Annotated in this window: 14 protein-coding genes; 8 read left to right on the top strand and 6 right to left on the bottom strand. The window is 46.6% G+C overall.

Annotated elements, in window-relative coordinates:
- Nucleotides 1-88: 88 nt before the first annotated feature.
- Nucleotides 89-595 carry a hypothetical protein gene (locus QUA47_RS18965; protein ID WP_333431875.1) on the top strand — a complete coding sequence of 169 codons (507 nt, stop codon included), beginning with the start codon at nt 89-91 and terminating at the stop codon, nt 593-595.
- A gap of 67 nt (nt 596-662) precedes the next feature.
- Here the strand turns inward: QUA47_RS18965 and QUA47_RS18960 are convergent, their stop codons facing one another.
- Together QUA47_RS18960 and QUA47_RS18955 are read right to left on the bottom strand one after the other, a co-directional pair.
- Nucleotides 663-1,772, bottom strand: coding sequence for an extracellular solute-binding protein (locus tag QUA47_RS18960; protein ID WP_333431874.1), 1,110 nt, complete (start codon nt 1,770-1,772; stop codon nt 663-665).
- Entirely contained in the window at nt 1,769-1,888 is a 120-nt protein-coding gene (locus tag QUA47_RS18955) for a hypothetical protein (protein WP_202798598.1), read from the bottom strand. The genes QUA47_RS18960 and QUA47_RS18955 overlap by 4 nt, the downstream gene beginning before the upstream one ends.
- Nucleotides 1,889-2,553: 665 nt before the next feature.
- Between QUA47_RS18955 and QUA47_RS18950 the strand changes: the two genes are divergently transcribed.
- Nucleotides 2,554-2,952, top strand: coding sequence for a hypothetical protein (locus QUA47_RS18950; RefSeq protein WP_333431873.1), 399 nt, complete (start codon nt 2,554-2,556; stop codon nt 2,950-2,952).
- Between the two features lie 388 nt (nt 2,953-3,340).
- On the opposite strand, the gene cobT is transcribed toward QUA47_RS18950, so the two are convergent.
- From cobT to QUA47_RS18930, 4 genes are all read right to left on the bottom strand, one after another.
- Entirely contained in the window at nt 3,341-4,447 is a 1,107-nt protein-coding gene (gene cobT / locus QUA47_RS18945) for a nicotinate mononucleotide-dependent phosphoribosyltransferase CobT (protein ID WP_333431872.1), read from the bottom strand.
- Nucleotides 4,448-4,892: 445 nt separating this feature from the next.
- Nucleotides 4,893-5,648 (bottom strand): DUF2232 domain-containing protein, encoded by a 756-nt coding sequence (locus QUA47_RS18940; RefSeq protein ID WP_190663939.1) that lies wholly within the window; start codon nt 5,646-5,648, stop codon nt 4,893-4,895.
- 249 nt (nt 5,649-5,897) lie between these two features.
- Nucleotides 5,898-6,395, bottom strand: a complete 498-nt coding sequence (locus QUA47_RS18935) for a universal stress protein (protein ID WP_333431871.1) — start codon at nt 6,393-6,395, stop codon at nt 5,898-5,900.
- An 89-nt stretch (nt 6,396-6,484) separates the two neighbouring features.
- Complete coding sequence (locus QUA47_RS18930; protein WP_190663937.1) at nt 6,485-7,198, bottom strand: Crp/Fnr family transcriptional regulator; 714 nt, start codon at nt 7,196-7,198, stop codon at nt 6,485-6,487.
- 625 nt (nt 7,199-7,823) lie between these two features.
- Between QUA47_RS18930 and QUA47_RS18925 the strand changes: the two genes are divergently transcribed.
- The 6 genes from QUA47_RS18925 (at nt 7,824) to QUA47_RS18900 (ending at nt 15,007) form a co-directional block, all read left to right on the top strand.
- Nucleotides 7,824-8,123, top strand: a complete 300-nt coding sequence (locus QUA47_RS18925) for a hypothetical protein (protein WP_333431870.1) — start codon at nt 7,824-7,826, stop codon at nt 8,121-8,123.
- Nucleotides 8,124-8,287: 164 nt separating this feature from the next.
- The gene (locus tag QUA47_RS18920) at nt 8,288-10,597 is read left to right on the top strand and encodes a hypothetical protein (RefSeq protein WP_333431869.1); all 2,310 of its coding nucleotides are present in this window, start codon (nt 8,288-8,290) and stop codon (nt 10,595-10,597) included.
- A 74-nt stretch (nt 10,598-10,671) separates the two neighbouring features.
- A complete protein-coding gene (locus tag QUA47_RS18915; RefSeq protein WP_333431868.1) occupies nt 10,672-12,642 on the top strand; it encodes a hypothetical protein in 1,971 nt (656 codons plus the stop codon).
- 274 nt (nt 12,643-12,916) lie between these two features.
- Nucleotides 12,917-13,627 carry a sugar transferase gene (locus QUA47_RS18910; RefSeq protein ID WP_333431867.1) on the top strand — a complete coding sequence of 237 codons (711 nt, stop codon included), beginning with the start codon at nt 12,917-12,919 and terminating at the stop codon, nt 13,625-13,627.
- An 83-nt stretch (nt 13,628-13,710) separates the two neighbouring features.
- Nucleotides 13,711-14,556 (top strand): ADP-ribosylglycohydrolase family protein, encoded by an 846-nt coding sequence (locus QUA47_RS18905; protein WP_333431866.1) that lies wholly within the window; start codon nt 13,711-13,713, stop codon nt 14,554-14,556.
- A gap of 268 nt (nt 14,557-14,824) precedes the next feature.
- Complete coding sequence (locus QUA47_RS18900) at nt 14,825-15,007, top strand: hypothetical protein (protein WP_333431865.1); 183 nt, start codon at nt 14,825-14,827, stop codon at nt 15,005-15,007.
- Nucleotides 15,008-15,593: the final 586 nt, after the last annotated feature.

Below are 15,593 nucleotides of genomic sequence, written 5' to 3'. Positions count from 1 at the left end.
GGCGGGTTTTCTAGATGGCGAGTTTCCGACATAAATGGTTGGTAAAATGCGGCCCTACGGGAAATATATAAAAAATAAAACAATAATTATGAAATACGATGTTTATCCCCGCAAAAATTGCATTTTGACAAAAAGTTTATTTTTGTTCCTTATGGCGGGTTCTGCGTGCTTCGGAGCCTTGCTGTGGGGACAATCGGCCGCATATTCCCAGCAGCCGAGCTGCCCGACTGGCAACGCTGCTAATTTCCCGCCGCCCCCGCTTTCGCAAACCGAAAAAAGTGTGCCGAGTCTGTGGTTAGCTCAAAAACTCTATGGCGGAAAATTGCTCGATCGCTGGTTTGTAGATCCCGGCAATACTTGGGTAATTATCATAGTCAACCGCCAACTTTGGAGTTTGCTCGATTATATGGAACGCTATCAGTTTGTCAACCGCTTTGGCACTGTCGCCAACGATTACGGTTACAATGTGCGAGTTTGCAACCGTCAAGGCACTGCTTTGGCAGTTTATTCGTGCCAGGGCGATCGGCTTAACTGTCGCATTGATTTAGAATCTCTCTCAAATCCGGGTATTCGAGGAAGGGTGAAAGGATTGTAGTAGGGTGCGTCAGTCGCGAGTAATTTTGTGGATAATAAATAAATCAAGAGATGACGCACTCTACATTTTAACTTCTCACTACTTGCCTAGTTTCTTGCCAGAGCGATCGATATTGCTGAATCCCCGCATCCCCAAAAGGCAGCAGAAAGTCGCTAGCAGCAAGAATCTTAGCATCCGGCAACAACACAGAATTAGTGCGAACAGCTTCCGGCAAATCCTCGGGTTTCATGCCGACAATTATCGGCGAACTAGCTTTAGCCAGCAAAGATAATTGAGGAGCAACCCGAGGCTGCAAGCAAAAATCAATCCATTTATCAACTAAAGAAACTGGATTCCCTGATGCTGGTTCTACCCACAAATCTGTCCAAAGTGCAGTTCCCGAAACAGGAATTACTAAAGCAATATCCTTTTGAGTTTGCAGCAGCGGCAGCAAGTCCCCAGAGGAACCTACTGCCAACCAAGTATCGCCTAAAATTAATGGTTGTAGGTAAGCGTCAGAACTATAAAGTTTAACTTGTTGGTGCAGATTTGCGAGTTCTTTTTTAAGATTTGGGACTTGATCTAATTGCTGCGTATTGTAAGATTTTCCGAGTTTTTTTAATGTTAAACCGATAACTTCTCTGGCACTGTCTGGCAGAGAAATTCGATCGCGTAATTCTGATCGCCACAAGTCTTTCCAATCTGTCGGAGTCCACCCCAAGGCCTTAAATTTGTCGGTTCGATAAGCAATTACCGTACTTCCCCAGCGGTAAGGTGCAGCCCACACTTTACCTTGAGGATCTAATTTACCCTCATCGTTGCGCCTGACGAGTTTTTGCCATCTTTCTGGCAATTGTGGCCAATTAGCAAACTTAGCAGGATCGATCGGCTTAATCAATTTTTGCCTAATTGCCAAAGTCAGCCAGTAATCTCCCAACATCACCAAGTTAGCTTGATTTTTTGATTGGGGAACCTGTTTCCACTCCTGCAACAGGGCGAATAATTCTTTTAATTGTCCTTCTTGCGTTACCTGCAAAAGCGGAGACGGTTGTACATCGCGGCTAAATTTGCTTACCAGTTGGGCCGGAATACCATTTTTGAGCGATCGAATTTTGAGAATGGGCTTCGAGTCGCACCCTGCCGCCAATTGACTTAAAGTTAGGGTGGCGGCCCCCAATAGCAAAGACCTTCGTTTCACCTGTGAATCCGCTTTTCTAAATAGTGACCGATCGTTTTGTGTTCTACAGCCCGGGAAATAATTGTTTGTCGAGTCCGGTAGTTGGCGCCGATTTGTCTTATTTCTTCCTCAAACACAGAGCCATTGTACTCGGTTCTGCTGCGGTCTGAGTCTGTTGGACTCTTGCCCTGATTTTACCTTCTACCTTGTCGATCGAGCTTTCCGATGCCGAAAACTCTGTCAACTTAACGCCTAATTTCTCTGCTCCAAGTTCCTTTGAGCCAGTTTTGCTCGCCAGCCGGGTCGATCGACTGCATCTGTGTTACATTTTTTAATATAACGAAACAACGAGAGCGCTGCCATCTGCCGTTGGAGGACGCTTTTTACACAACCCAAGTAAAAAATCCTTTTTAAATCGGCGACAGCTTAATAACTAAAAAAACTAAAAATCCATTCATCTGAATCCTGAAACCACTGGCGAGAGCGAAGTCAATCTAATAGGACGCTCTGCCATCCGACTCTCAGAAACCCGACGTTTTAACTCTGATTGAAGGTTTGAACGAAGTATGGGGGTTAACCAACCCGGTTCTTGTGTCCCAGACTGTGTAAAACCTAGAATCTAAAATCTCCAATCGACTCACGAATGCCGAGCGATTATCTTCAAGCTGGCTCCCTAAATCTACCGTCAGGATTGGGAACACAACAATTACGTCAAAAATTAAATAATTTAGTGATAAATCCCAGTTATGTAAAGATTTACCTAAAATGTAAAGATATAAGTTACGAGCCAAAGGATGATTGTATGGAAGCGCTCCGCCAGCAAGTTACAGTATTGAGCCAACAAGTCGATGCCCTCTACAAACTCATAGAAAACCTCAATGAAAAGTTCTTGGAGTCTGCCAAGGACACGAAGCTGACCCAGCAACAGAGAAACGATCGCTCTGGAACCCTAGGAAATGACCAAACCTCGTCCTATCAAAGCTACAGCACTCTCGACGGCCTCCTCGAACACAAGGACATACTGTTAGATGACAGCTACTTCGACAAGAATTCTCAAAGCTTGGAAAAAGAGCTGAGCGCAGAGATTCAAATCCAGCGCTTAACTGCTCAGCTAACAGCAGCTTATAATCGAATTGCCGCCTTGGAAGAACAGTTGCTCTCCAAAAGAATGCACTCGCAACATCTAGGCGGGCCTAATTAAATATTGCTAGCGGGGATCGGGTACTAATCAAAAAAAAATACAAGTTGCGTTGATTTATGCTCGTCTACTTATAGATTCATTGCATAGAGTTTTTTATCTCCCGCAATTAGCAGGGGGAATACTGCATCAAAGCCAGATATTGTGTAGGAAATTCTGTAAATATGAGAGCAGAAATGCTATAGAAAGTGATATAATTATTCAGCAAAAAGGAAGCTGGGTGAGCAGCACCACCATGTTCGCAGCTCGATCGGCGCATCTGAATTTTTAATGTTTAATTCCTAAGATTCCTGGACGCACAGAAAACTAAAAACCCGGTTTGCGAGTGTATTCGTCGCTGCAAAACCCCCATATTTTCAGTAAAAACCTGGTTTTTTGCCTCCAGGACTCTCTAATGTTTAATTTCACACCGCGAGGCTAAAGCTTCGACAGCTTGGAGGAGTTGAGGAGGAGTCCAATTTGCAGTCAGACCACTGGCGATCGCACAGGCTCCCGCACCGACACCTTCTTTAACATAGCCGCGATCGTAAGCTTGCAATTGCCCGTAGCGAGATCCCGCAAAACTTAGCTGCGCGGCTAACAGAGGCACACCGCCGATATGATTAGCAAGTCCTACAGTGTCTCCTGTAGGGTCTTCGGCCACCCAGCGCGTAGTCCCCACCGCAACTTGTTTGGGACACCATACCAGAGCATATTCCCTGACTAAGGCTTGCATCAAAGCGTACACTGCCAGCATTTGCGTGCCCCCGGCCAGAAGCACCCCGCAAGTCCGACTCGCGGCGATCGCCATTGCCGCGACCGCTATTTGCATCGGATCGCCCACCGCCGCTACCAATTCCAGGGGAGTGCTGTTTTGTCCGCCAATTTCCCACTCAGCATTATTGAGTCCCGCTGTCACCGCAGCCAATTTTTGAGCGTGATTGCAGCGAGGATGAGAACTATTAACTTTGCCCGCCGCTGCAATACCCAAACCCATTAACACGCCCAAAGCAGTAGTCGTTCCCCCAACTACGCACTCCCCTAAAATTAAATAGCTGCCATTAGTTTGAGCAGCCAATTTAGCTCCCCAAATTAATCCTTGTTCGAGCAAATGTTTGACTGTTTCGAGTTCTAAAGCATTCCCAGAAATCAGACACTTTGCCGGAGTGCCGCCCAAATCAATTGCAGGTACCGGAGGTGGCAGGGGCAAACCAGCATTAAATAGGTAAAGGGGAAGTTCCAAAGCTTCGACTACAGCGCGAGATATTAGTACCGGCGAGGCACCCGCTTCTAGGGGCGGCAAAGGATATTGGGGCGACGGTTGGGGGCCGTTATACAAAAATTCTGCATCGGCTAAACAAGTAAATTGTCGATCGTGCGGGGTTGCTCCTGCTGCTGAAATCCCCGGAATTAAGCCAGTAGCGGTAAATCCTAGCACGCAGGCAAATATCGGTTTTCGTCCCCGATAGCGATCGAGCCATCGCTGCCCCTGTTCAACTTTTGTATAAATACCAATCATAATAGTTACTTATTAGTTATATAGCAATCCTCGCATCATTTGTGAATTTCTTACTTTCTCCCTGCGGCTTCGGGGAGGGTTGGGGTAGGGTAAAAAATTTACGACTTCTGCAAGGATTGCTATAGCAGAAGGAAGAAGGAATAATAAAAAAGAAGTAGTTACTAATAGTTTCAATGATTAAAAATGCCTTAACCGTCTTGGCGGTTGCTAAATTAGTCATATCATGTCCGCAGTCACGATCGCAATGGAAGAGGTTTGTAGTGAAAATTTTAGTCCTCATAAAAATCTGCACTTAAAGAGGTTTGTAGTGAAAATCTTAGTCCTCATAAAAATCTGAGGACTCAAGTCCTCACTACAAAATTTCTAACTGTTATCATAAGAGAAATAATATAATTGGTAAAGAGATTCTTCTTCCCTCTTCCTTCTTCCCTCTTCCTTCAAATAACTACTCTTCATAATCGATCAAAACTTGCACCCAGCTTGGCGGCCGCGGGATTGGATTTCCCAAACGATCTAATAGCAGCAAAGCTACTAAATGCACTACAAATAAATAGACAATATTGTTAACCAAAATCATCCCGGCGGCGATCGCCCCAATAGTGTTCAAACTCGGTACATTAAGCCAGCCCAGCTTCACAAACACCCATTCCACCATCTCTGTTACCTGGGCGGTTACGTAAACCCATAGATCTTGGCCCACCAACGCTGACAGCAGCCAAAACCGAAAAAAGAAGCCGACAGTACCAATTAGCGCGCCCACACTAATAGAGAGTGACCAACTCGCTTTACGCCTCCAAAGTCCTCCCAGCGCAACTCCCATAATTCCAAAAGGCATCACGTATAAAATGCTCCGCGTCGGGCCCATGAGTACCGACAGCAGCAAACCCGATACCAAAGCTGCCATCCAAGCTGCTCGGTTGCCCCAACGCAAGTAAACTAGGGCGATGGGTATCGGGAAAAAAACCCGCAGCAAAGGCCCCAGCGGAAAGTAATAATTTACCAGCCAAATTAAGCTAGCCGTACTTGCTAAAAAAGCCGTTTCTACCAGCCTTAAAGGCGCTTCCCCAGAGGCGCGCTTCCCCGGATCGGGATTGGTGCGATCGCCAGCCATTGCTGAAATATCGGCGGTTTGCGGCTCGTTATTTGTACTGGGTGAACTACCCGAATTAGACGCAGCATCTGCTGAAAAAAAATCACTCATCCGATTTTAGATTTTAGATTTTAGATTTTAGATTTTACGGAACCTGCGCCCGATACGGCTGATTCCCGATTTTAGATTTTAGATTTTAGATTTTAGATTTTACGGGACTTGCGCCCGATACGGCTGATTCCCGGTTTCACTGTTTGGATGCCTCGCCGCCAAATTTAATATTGCTCGCAGAAACCGGGTTTAGGCAGGAACGCAAGTCTTATTTTAGATGGATTTTCTCAGCCAAAATTTTCAGCAGCATTATTTTTCGATTTTGGCTTCCTGGATTACAAGAACCGAACAAGATGCGTGGTGAACGACATAATTGCTGACGCTGCCGAGAAAAGCTTCTGTAAACCCAGTGCGGCCGCGCCTCCCCAACACTATTAAATCTGCGCCCCAATTTTCGGCGGATTCACAGATACAATGCCCCGGATCTCCGTCCATTTTGCAGTCAAATTCCACCTGCAATCCTTTTTTTGCTGCGGCGTCGCAGTAATTTTTCAGCAAACCCGAAGCCTGTTTTACATCCCTGTCCAGCCGCAAACGTTGAGCTTGATAAGCTTGATCCATTAACTCGACATTCAGGCCCAAATCTACCGGAATTGGCACTGCAGTCTGACCCATCGTGCTAACAGTAACGCAGTTAAATAGCATCACCTGGGCGCGATCGCTCAGAGCTAATTCTAAAGCTTGAGTGAAGACGCGGTGGCCGAGTTCAGAATCATCTAAGGCGGCGAAAATTTTCTTAAAACTCACAGCTTTACCTCCTGCGGGAAATCATTAGTATCAGTTAGGTAACAGAGAGTGCTGTTGAATCTAATTCAAATTAGCAAACTCTGATACTTCTAGACTAACAGACGCTCTAAGGCATGCAGGTCGGGAATGCACAAAACGTCACGTTCGCGCTGAATAGTTCCTTTTTTTTCCAGCTTGCTCAGCACTCGCGTTACTGTTTCGCGAGCCAGCCCGCTGAGGCTGCTCAATTCTCTGTGTGGTAGGTTGGGAATTTCTGTACCTCCTGTTTCCAGGATTTTTTTGCCTTGCCCCTCGGCCAAAAATAATAGAATATCTGCTACTCGCGAGGTACTGTCCGACTCTCGCAAACGCAGGCGGCGGTTGACTTGTCGCAGGCGACGCGCCATCAGTTGAGCTAGTCGAATGCCTGCTAGCGGCTCGGTATGAATGAGCTGCACAAAATCCTGAGATGGCATATTGCCGATCAGTGTCGGGGCTAGGGTGATCACATCTGTCGATCGCGGTGCTTCTTCGATCGCGGCCATTTCCCCGAATAATTCTCCTTTCCCTAAAATATTCAGTGTTACTTCTTTTCCGTCTAGGTTGTAGGTGCGAATTTTCACCCAACCATCCAATATAAAATACACTGATGTTCCCCAGTCATTTTCGAGTAAAATCACTTGATTCGACGGATGACTGCGGGTAACGATGTGGACAGTTGCTCTCTCAATTACAGGATCGGGTAATCCTGCAAAAAAAGGAGTAGAAACTATCAATTGATTTATATTGGAATTCGGATCTCGGGTGTTAAAGCGGTCTTCCATGAGGCCATCATTTTAATTTATGCGCTTGAGCTGCGCTGGGCAGTTAGAAATAGCTTGCAGCCGAGTCATTCGATTTGAGATTCAAGAAACAATGATCTCAAATCAAGGATCTCAAATCGGCAATTTTACCTCTAAAGTTTTGCGGGCAAAGGCTCAATATGGGAATTAATAGCCTCAAGCTCTGATTGGGAGCTAGAAACTAAAGAATATACCATAATTTTTTAGATATATACCACTGAGCAAATTTTATTAACAAAATTTTAGCAAGGTGGCAAACGACTGAGCCGATCGAATTACCTTTGAAAGCACTTCGCTTAGAAAGCTTAACACTGCTGAGAGATTTGTTGTCACTAGGCCCTGCTGTCGAGAAGGCAGAATCGACGAACACAAGCCTGCAAGCACGGTAGACAGATCCCAAATCCGACTGCAAGCCTGAAACCTGGCAAAGGTCAGCACGATCGGCAAAATCCACAGCCATTGCGAGCCTAAAGACTGGCGCTCTTGGCGAGCGAAACCCACCGACTTCCCAGCCAACTTTTCTGCTACCCCAAGATTATTGTACCATTAGTATCTAGCCATGAATACATATAAAAGGCTATAATTAAAGGTTACTCAAACCCAGTATATGGGAACAATCCCGAATCTCGGTATCCCAAACCGCAAATTGTTTGAGGTTTTTTCCAAGTCCGTGAAACAGCAAGAGACAGTGGCGCGCCACCATACTAACCAAACTCGCGGTGACAGTGTGCGGCCCGCCGTTCCAGCCGGTGAAGGCAAAAGTTCGTCGGGATCGCAGCTCTTACGAGCAGGAATCAGGCTCCGGGTCGGGAAACTCGCCCCTGAGCCGCAGAATTTGACAGCACTTGCCATTGATAGCAGCGGGCATTTGGTGCGGAAGTACCGGCTAACCTATCATAGGCAATAGAAGTTATCCGAAGGCAAAACGTTAATTAACAGTTGTCAGAAAATATTAGTGAATTATTGACGGACTCGCATTCAGATTATTCTATCTATTGGCATCGCTGCCGCCTGACTTCAGTCTTTTTTCGGTAAAGTTTCTCCCAAGCCGCATTCCCAGAGGTTCCGCCCTTGAATTCTCAGAAGTACAAAATTCAAGCACTGATTGCTGAGATAGACGAGGTACTCAGCAAGCCCGCACCCCGCTTGCCTTGGACGGGTTCGATCGATACTGTCCACCAGCGCCAACTTTTAGAGCGAGTTCGCGCTTATCTGGTTTCCTCAGACTCAAAGCTAACGGCCGCAAAAGCCCCCGCCCGCCCAAATGTCCGCCCGCAACCAGTTCCAGTGCCCAAAGTGCCTCTGCCCGCCCCTGGCCCCTCAGCAGCAGAGCAAATCATGCTTGCCGTAACCGGAGAAATCAGCCACCTGCGTTCCAGCCTGACAGGGCCGCTCCAAGAAGACATAGAAGCTCTGCGGCAAGAGCAGCAAGCTCTAATTCAAGAAATCAAACAGCTAGAAGCAAAACGGCAGCAGCAACAATCCCTAGCTCAGCAACAAGCCAACCAACAGCGAATCATTGCTGAATTCTTGCAGGTACTGACTGCCCGCTTGGAAGAAACCTTGACTAGCGATTTCTCCCAAATTCTAAGTTCCCTAGAAAATCAGTTATTGCAAAGCAGCGCAACAGCTTACTCTTTGGGCGGTGCGGGTGATGAACAATCGGCTATTGACGTAACACTTAACCGAGAAACCTCAGAAGAACACCCGCTGCTGACGCCGGCTCAGAGGTTGGAGCAAATGCAACTGTTCCAATCTCATGCTGACAGTCTGCTGATGAGTCTCGATTCTAGGATGGGTACCGTGTTCGAGGCTTTGCAAGCAAATCTGCAAAGCTATCAAGCTTCCTTGAGACAAGAACTCGAAAATATGTACGGTTTGAGTCAGCAGAGCGAGGCGATGTTCGCAGGTTTGCTCAACCACTTGGCCGCACAGTTGGGACGAGAAGCATCTTCCTACGTTCAACAGCCGATCGATTTAGCAAATAATCTCGAAACCGTCACCCCAACCGCAGCCGATCAATCTCCTGTCGCTCCCACCCTTTCAAATACTTCGATCGATCACTCAGCCGCAGAGACTCTGACTGAAGACTCGGTGCAGGAAATTCGCACCGGCGAATTCGGAGAACAAGACAGATTGCCCTACGCCGGTACAGAAATTTCTCCGCAATTCAGACAGTTGAGGCGCGACCGCGACCGCATTCAAGCCCCCATTTTGCTCCCGGAGTTGGAAGATAAATTTGTCGGTTCTGCACCCGAAGTATCTCGAAATGAAACTAGGTTTCCTGGCGGTGAATCGGAAAATACGTTAACAGAAAAAAACGAAGAGATTGAGGATTTGTATGCAAGTTTGTTCGCGGGAGAAGCGGTTCCTGAAGTAGAATTACAAATCGAAAGTTTCCCGGTAGAAAATACTGAAATCGAGGTCGAAAGTGAAGGTGTAGAGTATCAAAATGCGGCGGATAATGAAACTGCCGACTCGCTAAAAATGACCGAAGATTTGTTTGTAAATCTGCTAGAGGAAGGCGACTCTCTGGAAGAGATTTTAGGAGATGAAGATTCAGACTTTGTAATGGGTAATTCTGTAGACGCTCTAACTTTAGATACTGCAGATTTATTTGAACCGCAAGTGGCAACAGTAGCTCAAGTTTCAGAAGCACCACCCTCAACCGCTGAGGTGCAACTTGACGCGGACGATCGAGAAAATCTAGAAACGGATCAAAACCTCAGCGAGCAGTTCGGCGCTACTGTGCCTCAGTCAGCAGCTTTGCCGTTGAGAACGCCTGTAGAAATTAGCCCTCACCACCCCAGTGCCGCGCCCCATGTGCCGAGTGCCGGCGATGTTCAAACTGGTGAGTTCGACTCATCCTCGCAGGGGCTCGATGATGGGTACATCCAAGCTTCGCCGGACGAGGATTTGCTGCCGGTCGAGGCATTAGAAGATGACCTCGATCGAGCTCTAAATTTGGACAACAATACTCTGGAACTTTTGGAGGCAGACCTCTACAATCTGGAGGGATTGGAAAATACTAGCTCCCGGCGATCGATTTTCTCAGCCGCTAACAGCTTGGATTTATCGGCGAGTTCCCCCGAGGACATTGCAAAAAATCCCTTTGCCGAGGCCGCAGAGGAAGAACTCGGCACGCTGGAGGATTTGTTCTCCGATGTGTTGGAACTCTCACCTGATGATGAACCCTTTGTTTTGGAAAACGAAGTTGAGGATGACTTGTTTGCTGAGGAAGACGACTCGAATTTGACGCTAGACGAGATTTTGGCTAGTTTGACCGAGACCGATCGCCCTTTGACTGATTCTCCCCCCCCAGAAACTGCCGAAACTAACGAACTGCGATCGAGTCCTCCAGAAAGTAAAAAAAAAACCTAATTTCGACAGAGAGTAAAGCAGGAGTTGTTGAGGGGAAAACCGAGTTTAGCGAGTTTGCCACACAGCAGCCAGAGTTGGCGCCTCCTTTTGTTGCAGGTGCGATCGCCCCATCCCGAGAACGCCGGAATTCTAGCTGGTATTTGGGTATTGATTTTGGTTCCAGCGGCCTGTCTGCGGCTTTGCTCGATCGCACCAGTGGCCAGTTGCACCCGATTTACTGGGAAGTATCGCAGGCTGAGGGTTCCCCAGCAGACGCCAGCTTTCGGATTCCCTCGGCTGCGGTGCTGGCGAACACAGCCCCAGGAAGCCCAGGGTCAGAGGTGACAGTCAAGTCGGCGGGATTCCGACCCCAGGCTTTGGCTGCAGGAGAATTTTTACTGGAAAATTTTAAATTGCCTTTAAAGGTGGGCATTCCTTATCAGCGGGAGGCTGCTGGGATGTACGAACCGCTGTTGCAGTGGTCGCCCTTGCAGGCTTTTTCGATCGCCTTGCCGCTGCAAGGTGTGCGCGCACTGCTGGCTACTTTGAATCCGAATTTGCGGGGACAAATATTTGACGGATCGGGGGAAGTTTTGGATTCTGCACCAAGGGCAATTTTTGCAGGATTGCCAGTTTCCAATTTAATCTGTAGGGCTTCGGGACTAACGCCAGAAACTCTCGATGCGGCGCTTTTAGACTTGCAGGGTGTAATTTTGGGGACTCCTGCCGGCTGGTCGGATGTTTATATGTTTAATCTGCGGGAGGCGGTTTTGGGCGCGTCTCTGGTGGCTTCTGATTCGCAAATTTTTGTGGTGGAAGATGCGATCGCCACTTTGCTTGCTGCTGTAACTCCTGTAAAAAATGGCATGGAAGTCGAGTCGTCAGCCGTGGATTCTGCTAAGGACGGCGAAGAAGCTGCACCGCTGAGTGTTAATGCTTCGTCTTTTAGCGGGGGAACTTTGATTTTGAATGCGGGGGCGGCGACGGTGGAATTAGCTTTAGTTGAGTTGCCGTCCAATCTTCACGATTTAACTCGTGCTGATTTTACTTGCCACAGTTTTGGTTTTGCTGGCGATGCTTTCGATCAGGATATTATCTGTCAGTTGTTGGCTAAAAATGAAACGTGGGGAATGTCGATCGATTTGCCACGTCCGGGGCATCCAGATTTGCCGAGCCGCTATCAATTGCAGCAGCGGTTACAAGGTTCTGCTTTTGGCCTGCAATTGTTAGAAGCGGCAAGGCAAATAAAAGTTATTTTGCAACATCAAAAAAGTTTTGCTTTGGATATTGGCCAGCAGCATTGGGATGTGAAGCGCAAAGATTTGGAAAGTCTGGTTTTAGTGCCTTTTGTGCAGCAGTTAAACCGCGAATTGAATGCTTTGCTCAGCCGCGCGGGAATGTCGCCGGCGGGGATTAATCAGGCGATTTGTGCAGGGGGTATGGGTGCTTGGCCTGCGATCGCCCGCTGGTTGCGGCAGAAGTTGCCGAATGCGATCGTGGTTCAAGACCACGAATTGCAGGTCGATCGAGATATTTTTGAGATTCACAATTCTGCATTAAATTCGGTATCTCAAAGTACAAATTTTTCCCAAAAAGTTGGTCGAGTTGCCTGCGGGTTGGCGAGTTTGGGTCTCTATCCTCACATTTTGGATGTGTCGCAGCAGCAGTACAGCGACTTTTTTCTGCTGTGGGAATTAATGCAGGTTTTGGGTGAGGAAACTTTGAGCTTTCAGGAAATTTTGCAGTTGTTGGAACGTCAGGGCGTCAATACCCGCACCTGCGAACCCCGGATTTTGCGGATTTTGGAAGGAAATTTGCCGGCGGGACTTGTGCCTGCGGAGGAAGATTTCATGCTGTTGGCCGAGGAGTCAAGACAAAATCCTGATTGGGAAGCAATTTTGGCTGAGCCGCTTTTCTTTGAAGATGTCTCACGGGGTTATCGTTTGAATCTCGAACACGCCTCTGTTGTCCGCGAATATTTAGCCAAACTCGCCTCTAGCAGCCAGCAAAAATTCTTAGAGCCGCTAACACTTGCTTGGGATGTTCGCACCGATATTTATCGCTAAACGGCCAAAAACCCGGTTTCTCAGTAGTATCCTCCCTGTCTTTCGGGAAGAGTCCTAGTCGAAACCAGGTTTTTTTGCGTCCAGGACTAACTTTTTTGTGTAAATTTACGTAAGTTTACATAAACTTTATACGTTTTTATAAAAAATACATAGAAACTTTATAAAAGTATTATTGGTTTTTAAAGATTGTGCAAAGCTCAGCATTTCAGGTTCTGCAGATTTGGGATGGCTAATAAGATGGACGTAAGAGATCGTTAAAGTTGAGACAAATCATATGAAATTTCCCATGGGTGCCTCGTGGAAATCATCATTATCAGAAATCCTGTCCTTATTTTTTCAAGAATTTACTTACAGAGTCGGTGTATCGAAACAACAGCATCACCGATCCGTAACGAGCAAGGTAAAACGGTTAATCGATATTTTGGGCTCGCTGCTGGGACTGGCAATTGCTGCTGCGGTGGCGGTGCCGGTGGCAGTGGCGATGCTATTGGACAATCCGGGCCCGCTGCTTTACAGTCAAGTCCGCTGCGGCTTCAAAGGGCGGCTTTTCAGAATGTGGAAATTTCGATCGATGGTTGTCGGGGCAGAAAACCTCAAACATTTAGTTAGGAACCAAGCCAAGGGTCACATTTTTAAGAATGAAAATGACCCGCGAATTACCCGCATCGGCCGTTTTTTGCGGAGGACGAGTTTGGACGAGTTGCCTCAATTCTGGAACGTGTTAGTCGGCGACATGAGTTTGGTGGGGACTCGGCCGCCCACTCCCGATGAGGTTGCTGCCTATGACGAATTTCACTGGAAACGTTTAAATGTCAAACCCGGTATGACTGGGGAGTGGCAAGTCAACGGACGGTCTGGAGTGAAAGACTTTGACGATATTGTACTCATGGATCTCGACTATCAGCGCAAGTGGTCTGTTGTCTACGACATCACTCTGATTTGCCAAACAATTTGGGTTGTCTTCAGTAAAAACGGTGCGTGTTAATAGACTTGCTGTTTTGGGGTGTTTTTGGATTTTAAATTTTAGGAAAAAACAGGGGATGAAATAGTAGGAAACGGATTAAATATATGTTAATAGAATTAGCGATTGGTGATGCTTACGGTGCGGGTTTTGAATTTGTTGACCAGCAGACAATCGAATTGTACAACAATCTCAACGGCTACATCAAGCATCCACGTCACGATATCCAGCCTGGATGTTACACGGACGATACGCAGATGAGTTTAGCCGTCGCAGAAGCTATCGTCAGCCGAGAACCTTGGACACCGGAACTTTTAGCCAGCAAATTTGTTGCAGCTTTTCACCGCGATCGGCGATTTGGTTATGCTGGCAAATTTTACAATTTTTTGCTACAAGTTCAAGACGGAAAAGAATTCTTAGCAAAAATTCACTCCGCTAGCGATAAAAGCGGATCTGCGATGCGAGCCGGGCCCATTGGCGTTTTTCCTACTATTGAAAAAGTCATTGAAAATGCTACCGTTCAAGCTGCAATTACTCACAACACTCCCGATGGCATTAAAGCAGCTATAGCGGCCGCTTTGATGTCCCATTACTTTATTTATCAGCTAGGTTTAAAGAAGAATTTGGGAAATTTTCTAGAAAAGCACGTAGCTGGTGAGTGGTCGATACCTTGGCAAGCAGAAGTCAGCGTTAAAGGTTTGGTCTGTGTTAGAGCAGCTATTACTGCGGTCATGCGAAATGATAGTATGAGCAAACTGCTCCAAGATTGCATTGCTTTTTCGGGAGATGTCGATACAGTAGCAACTATTGCTTTAGCTGCTGGTTCCTGTAGCAGTGAAATTGCCCAAGACCTGCCAGAAAATCTGGTACAAGGATTAGAAAATCAATCTTACGGCAGAGATTATATCATAGAACTGGATCGACAGTTAATGAATTGCGCGATCGACTTCTGATCTCAAATCCGCGCTTCATGGTCATGGTAAAAGCGAGTCAACAGTCAACACTCAACCATCATTCAGTTTTTCGACCCAGAGTCAAGAGTCAACAATCATGAGAATTTTAACCGGAATTGATATGACTTCTTCCTGAGATATGTTATATCCGTTAAATCCCGTACACTGCTTTGTTGCCGAACTTATTTGTATTAGGAATTTGCCTAATTTGATTACTTTTTATAGCTTGCGGGGAGTGCCTTTTGTGCAGTAGTAGTTTAACCGCGAATTGAATACTTTGGTCAGCCGCGCGGGAATGTCGCCAGTGGGGATTAATCAGGCGATTTCTGCGGGGGTTATGGGTGCTTGGTCTGCGATCGATCGCCTGCTGGTTGCGGCAGAAGCCGCGGAATGCGATCATCGTTCAAGACCAGGAATTGCAGGTCGATCGAGATATTTTTCAAATTTATAATTCTGCATTAAATTCTGTATCTCAAAGTACAAAATTCTCATAAAAAAAATAGTTTAGTTGCCTGCGGGTTCGCGAGTTTGGCTCTCTATCCTCTAGCAGCAATGCCAAAAATTGTTAGAGCCACTCACAATCACTTGGGATGTTCGCACCGATATTTATCGGTAAGTATGTAAACTTATCGATCGCCCTTAGATAAAGAGAATAGTCCTGGACGCAACTGTCACACTTAAGTCAAATTGTATGGTGTGTCAGACTTCTTTATGGCGAGATTATCAAGCGTTTAAGGTTCCGGGCAACCCTATTAATTGTGCCTGTTGCGTAAGTTTTGCATAAGAAACAGCATACCCAGAACCCGCACCACTTAAGTAGGTAGGCGATGTAAAACACAATTATGTAAACGATTGTAAAGTATCCCAATGCCCTAAACGTGGCTAAGTTATGGCTGTTTACATACTGTTACATAACTCTGTTTAATCCCGCTTACCTACTTACAGCAGAATTCAGTAGTTAAGAGCGTTGCCCTGACGAATGGTATAACAGCGAATAGTCAGAATTAGTTTGTGCTTTTTTATGTAAAAATACTGAT

It is taken from the genome of Microcoleus sp. MON2_D5 (assembly GCF_036701905.1).
Lineage (GTDB): Bacteria > Cyanobacteriota > Cyanobacteriia > Cyanobacteriales > Microcoleaceae > Microcoleus.
The sequence above is the reverse complement of the archived record's forward strand: the minus strand, read 5'-3'. Positions and strand labels throughout refer to the sequence as shown.

What these genes read in the sequence shown, in the direction of transcription:
- QUA47_RS18965 (WP_333431875.1), top strand. Translation starts at nt 89, where the DNA reads ATGAAATACGATGTTTATCCCCGCAAAAATTGCATTTTGACAAAAAGT.
- QUA47_RS18950 (WP_333431873.1), top strand. Translation starts at nt 2,554, where the DNA reads ATGGAAGCGCTCCGCCAGCAAGTTACAGTATTGAGCCAACAAGTCGAT.
- cobT (WP_333431872.1), bottom strand. Translation starts at nt 4,447, where the DNA reads ATGATTGGTATTTATACAAAAGTTGAACAGGGGCAGCGATGGCTCGAT.
- QUA47_RS18940 (WP_190663939.1), bottom strand. Translation starts at nt 5,648, where the DNA reads ATGAGTGATTTTTTTTCAGCAGATGCTGCGTCTAATTCGGGTAGTTCA.
- QUA47_RS18930 (WP_190663937.1), bottom strand. Translation starts at nt 7,198, where the DNA reads ATGGAAGACCGCTTTAACACCCGAGATCCGAATTCCAATATAAATCAA.
- QUA47_RS18925 (WP_333431870.1), top strand. Translation starts at nt 7,824, where the DNA reads ATGGGAACAATCCCGAATCTCGGTATCCCAAACCGCAAATTGTTTGAG.
- QUA47_RS18910 (WP_333431867.1), top strand. Translation starts at nt 12,917, where the DNA reads ATGAAATTTCCCATGGGTGCCTCGTGGAAATCATCATTATCAGAAATC.
- QUA47_RS18905 (WP_333431866.1), top strand. Translation starts at nt 13,711, where the DNA reads ATGTTAATAGAATTAGCGATTGGTGATGCTTACGGTGCGGGTTTTGAA.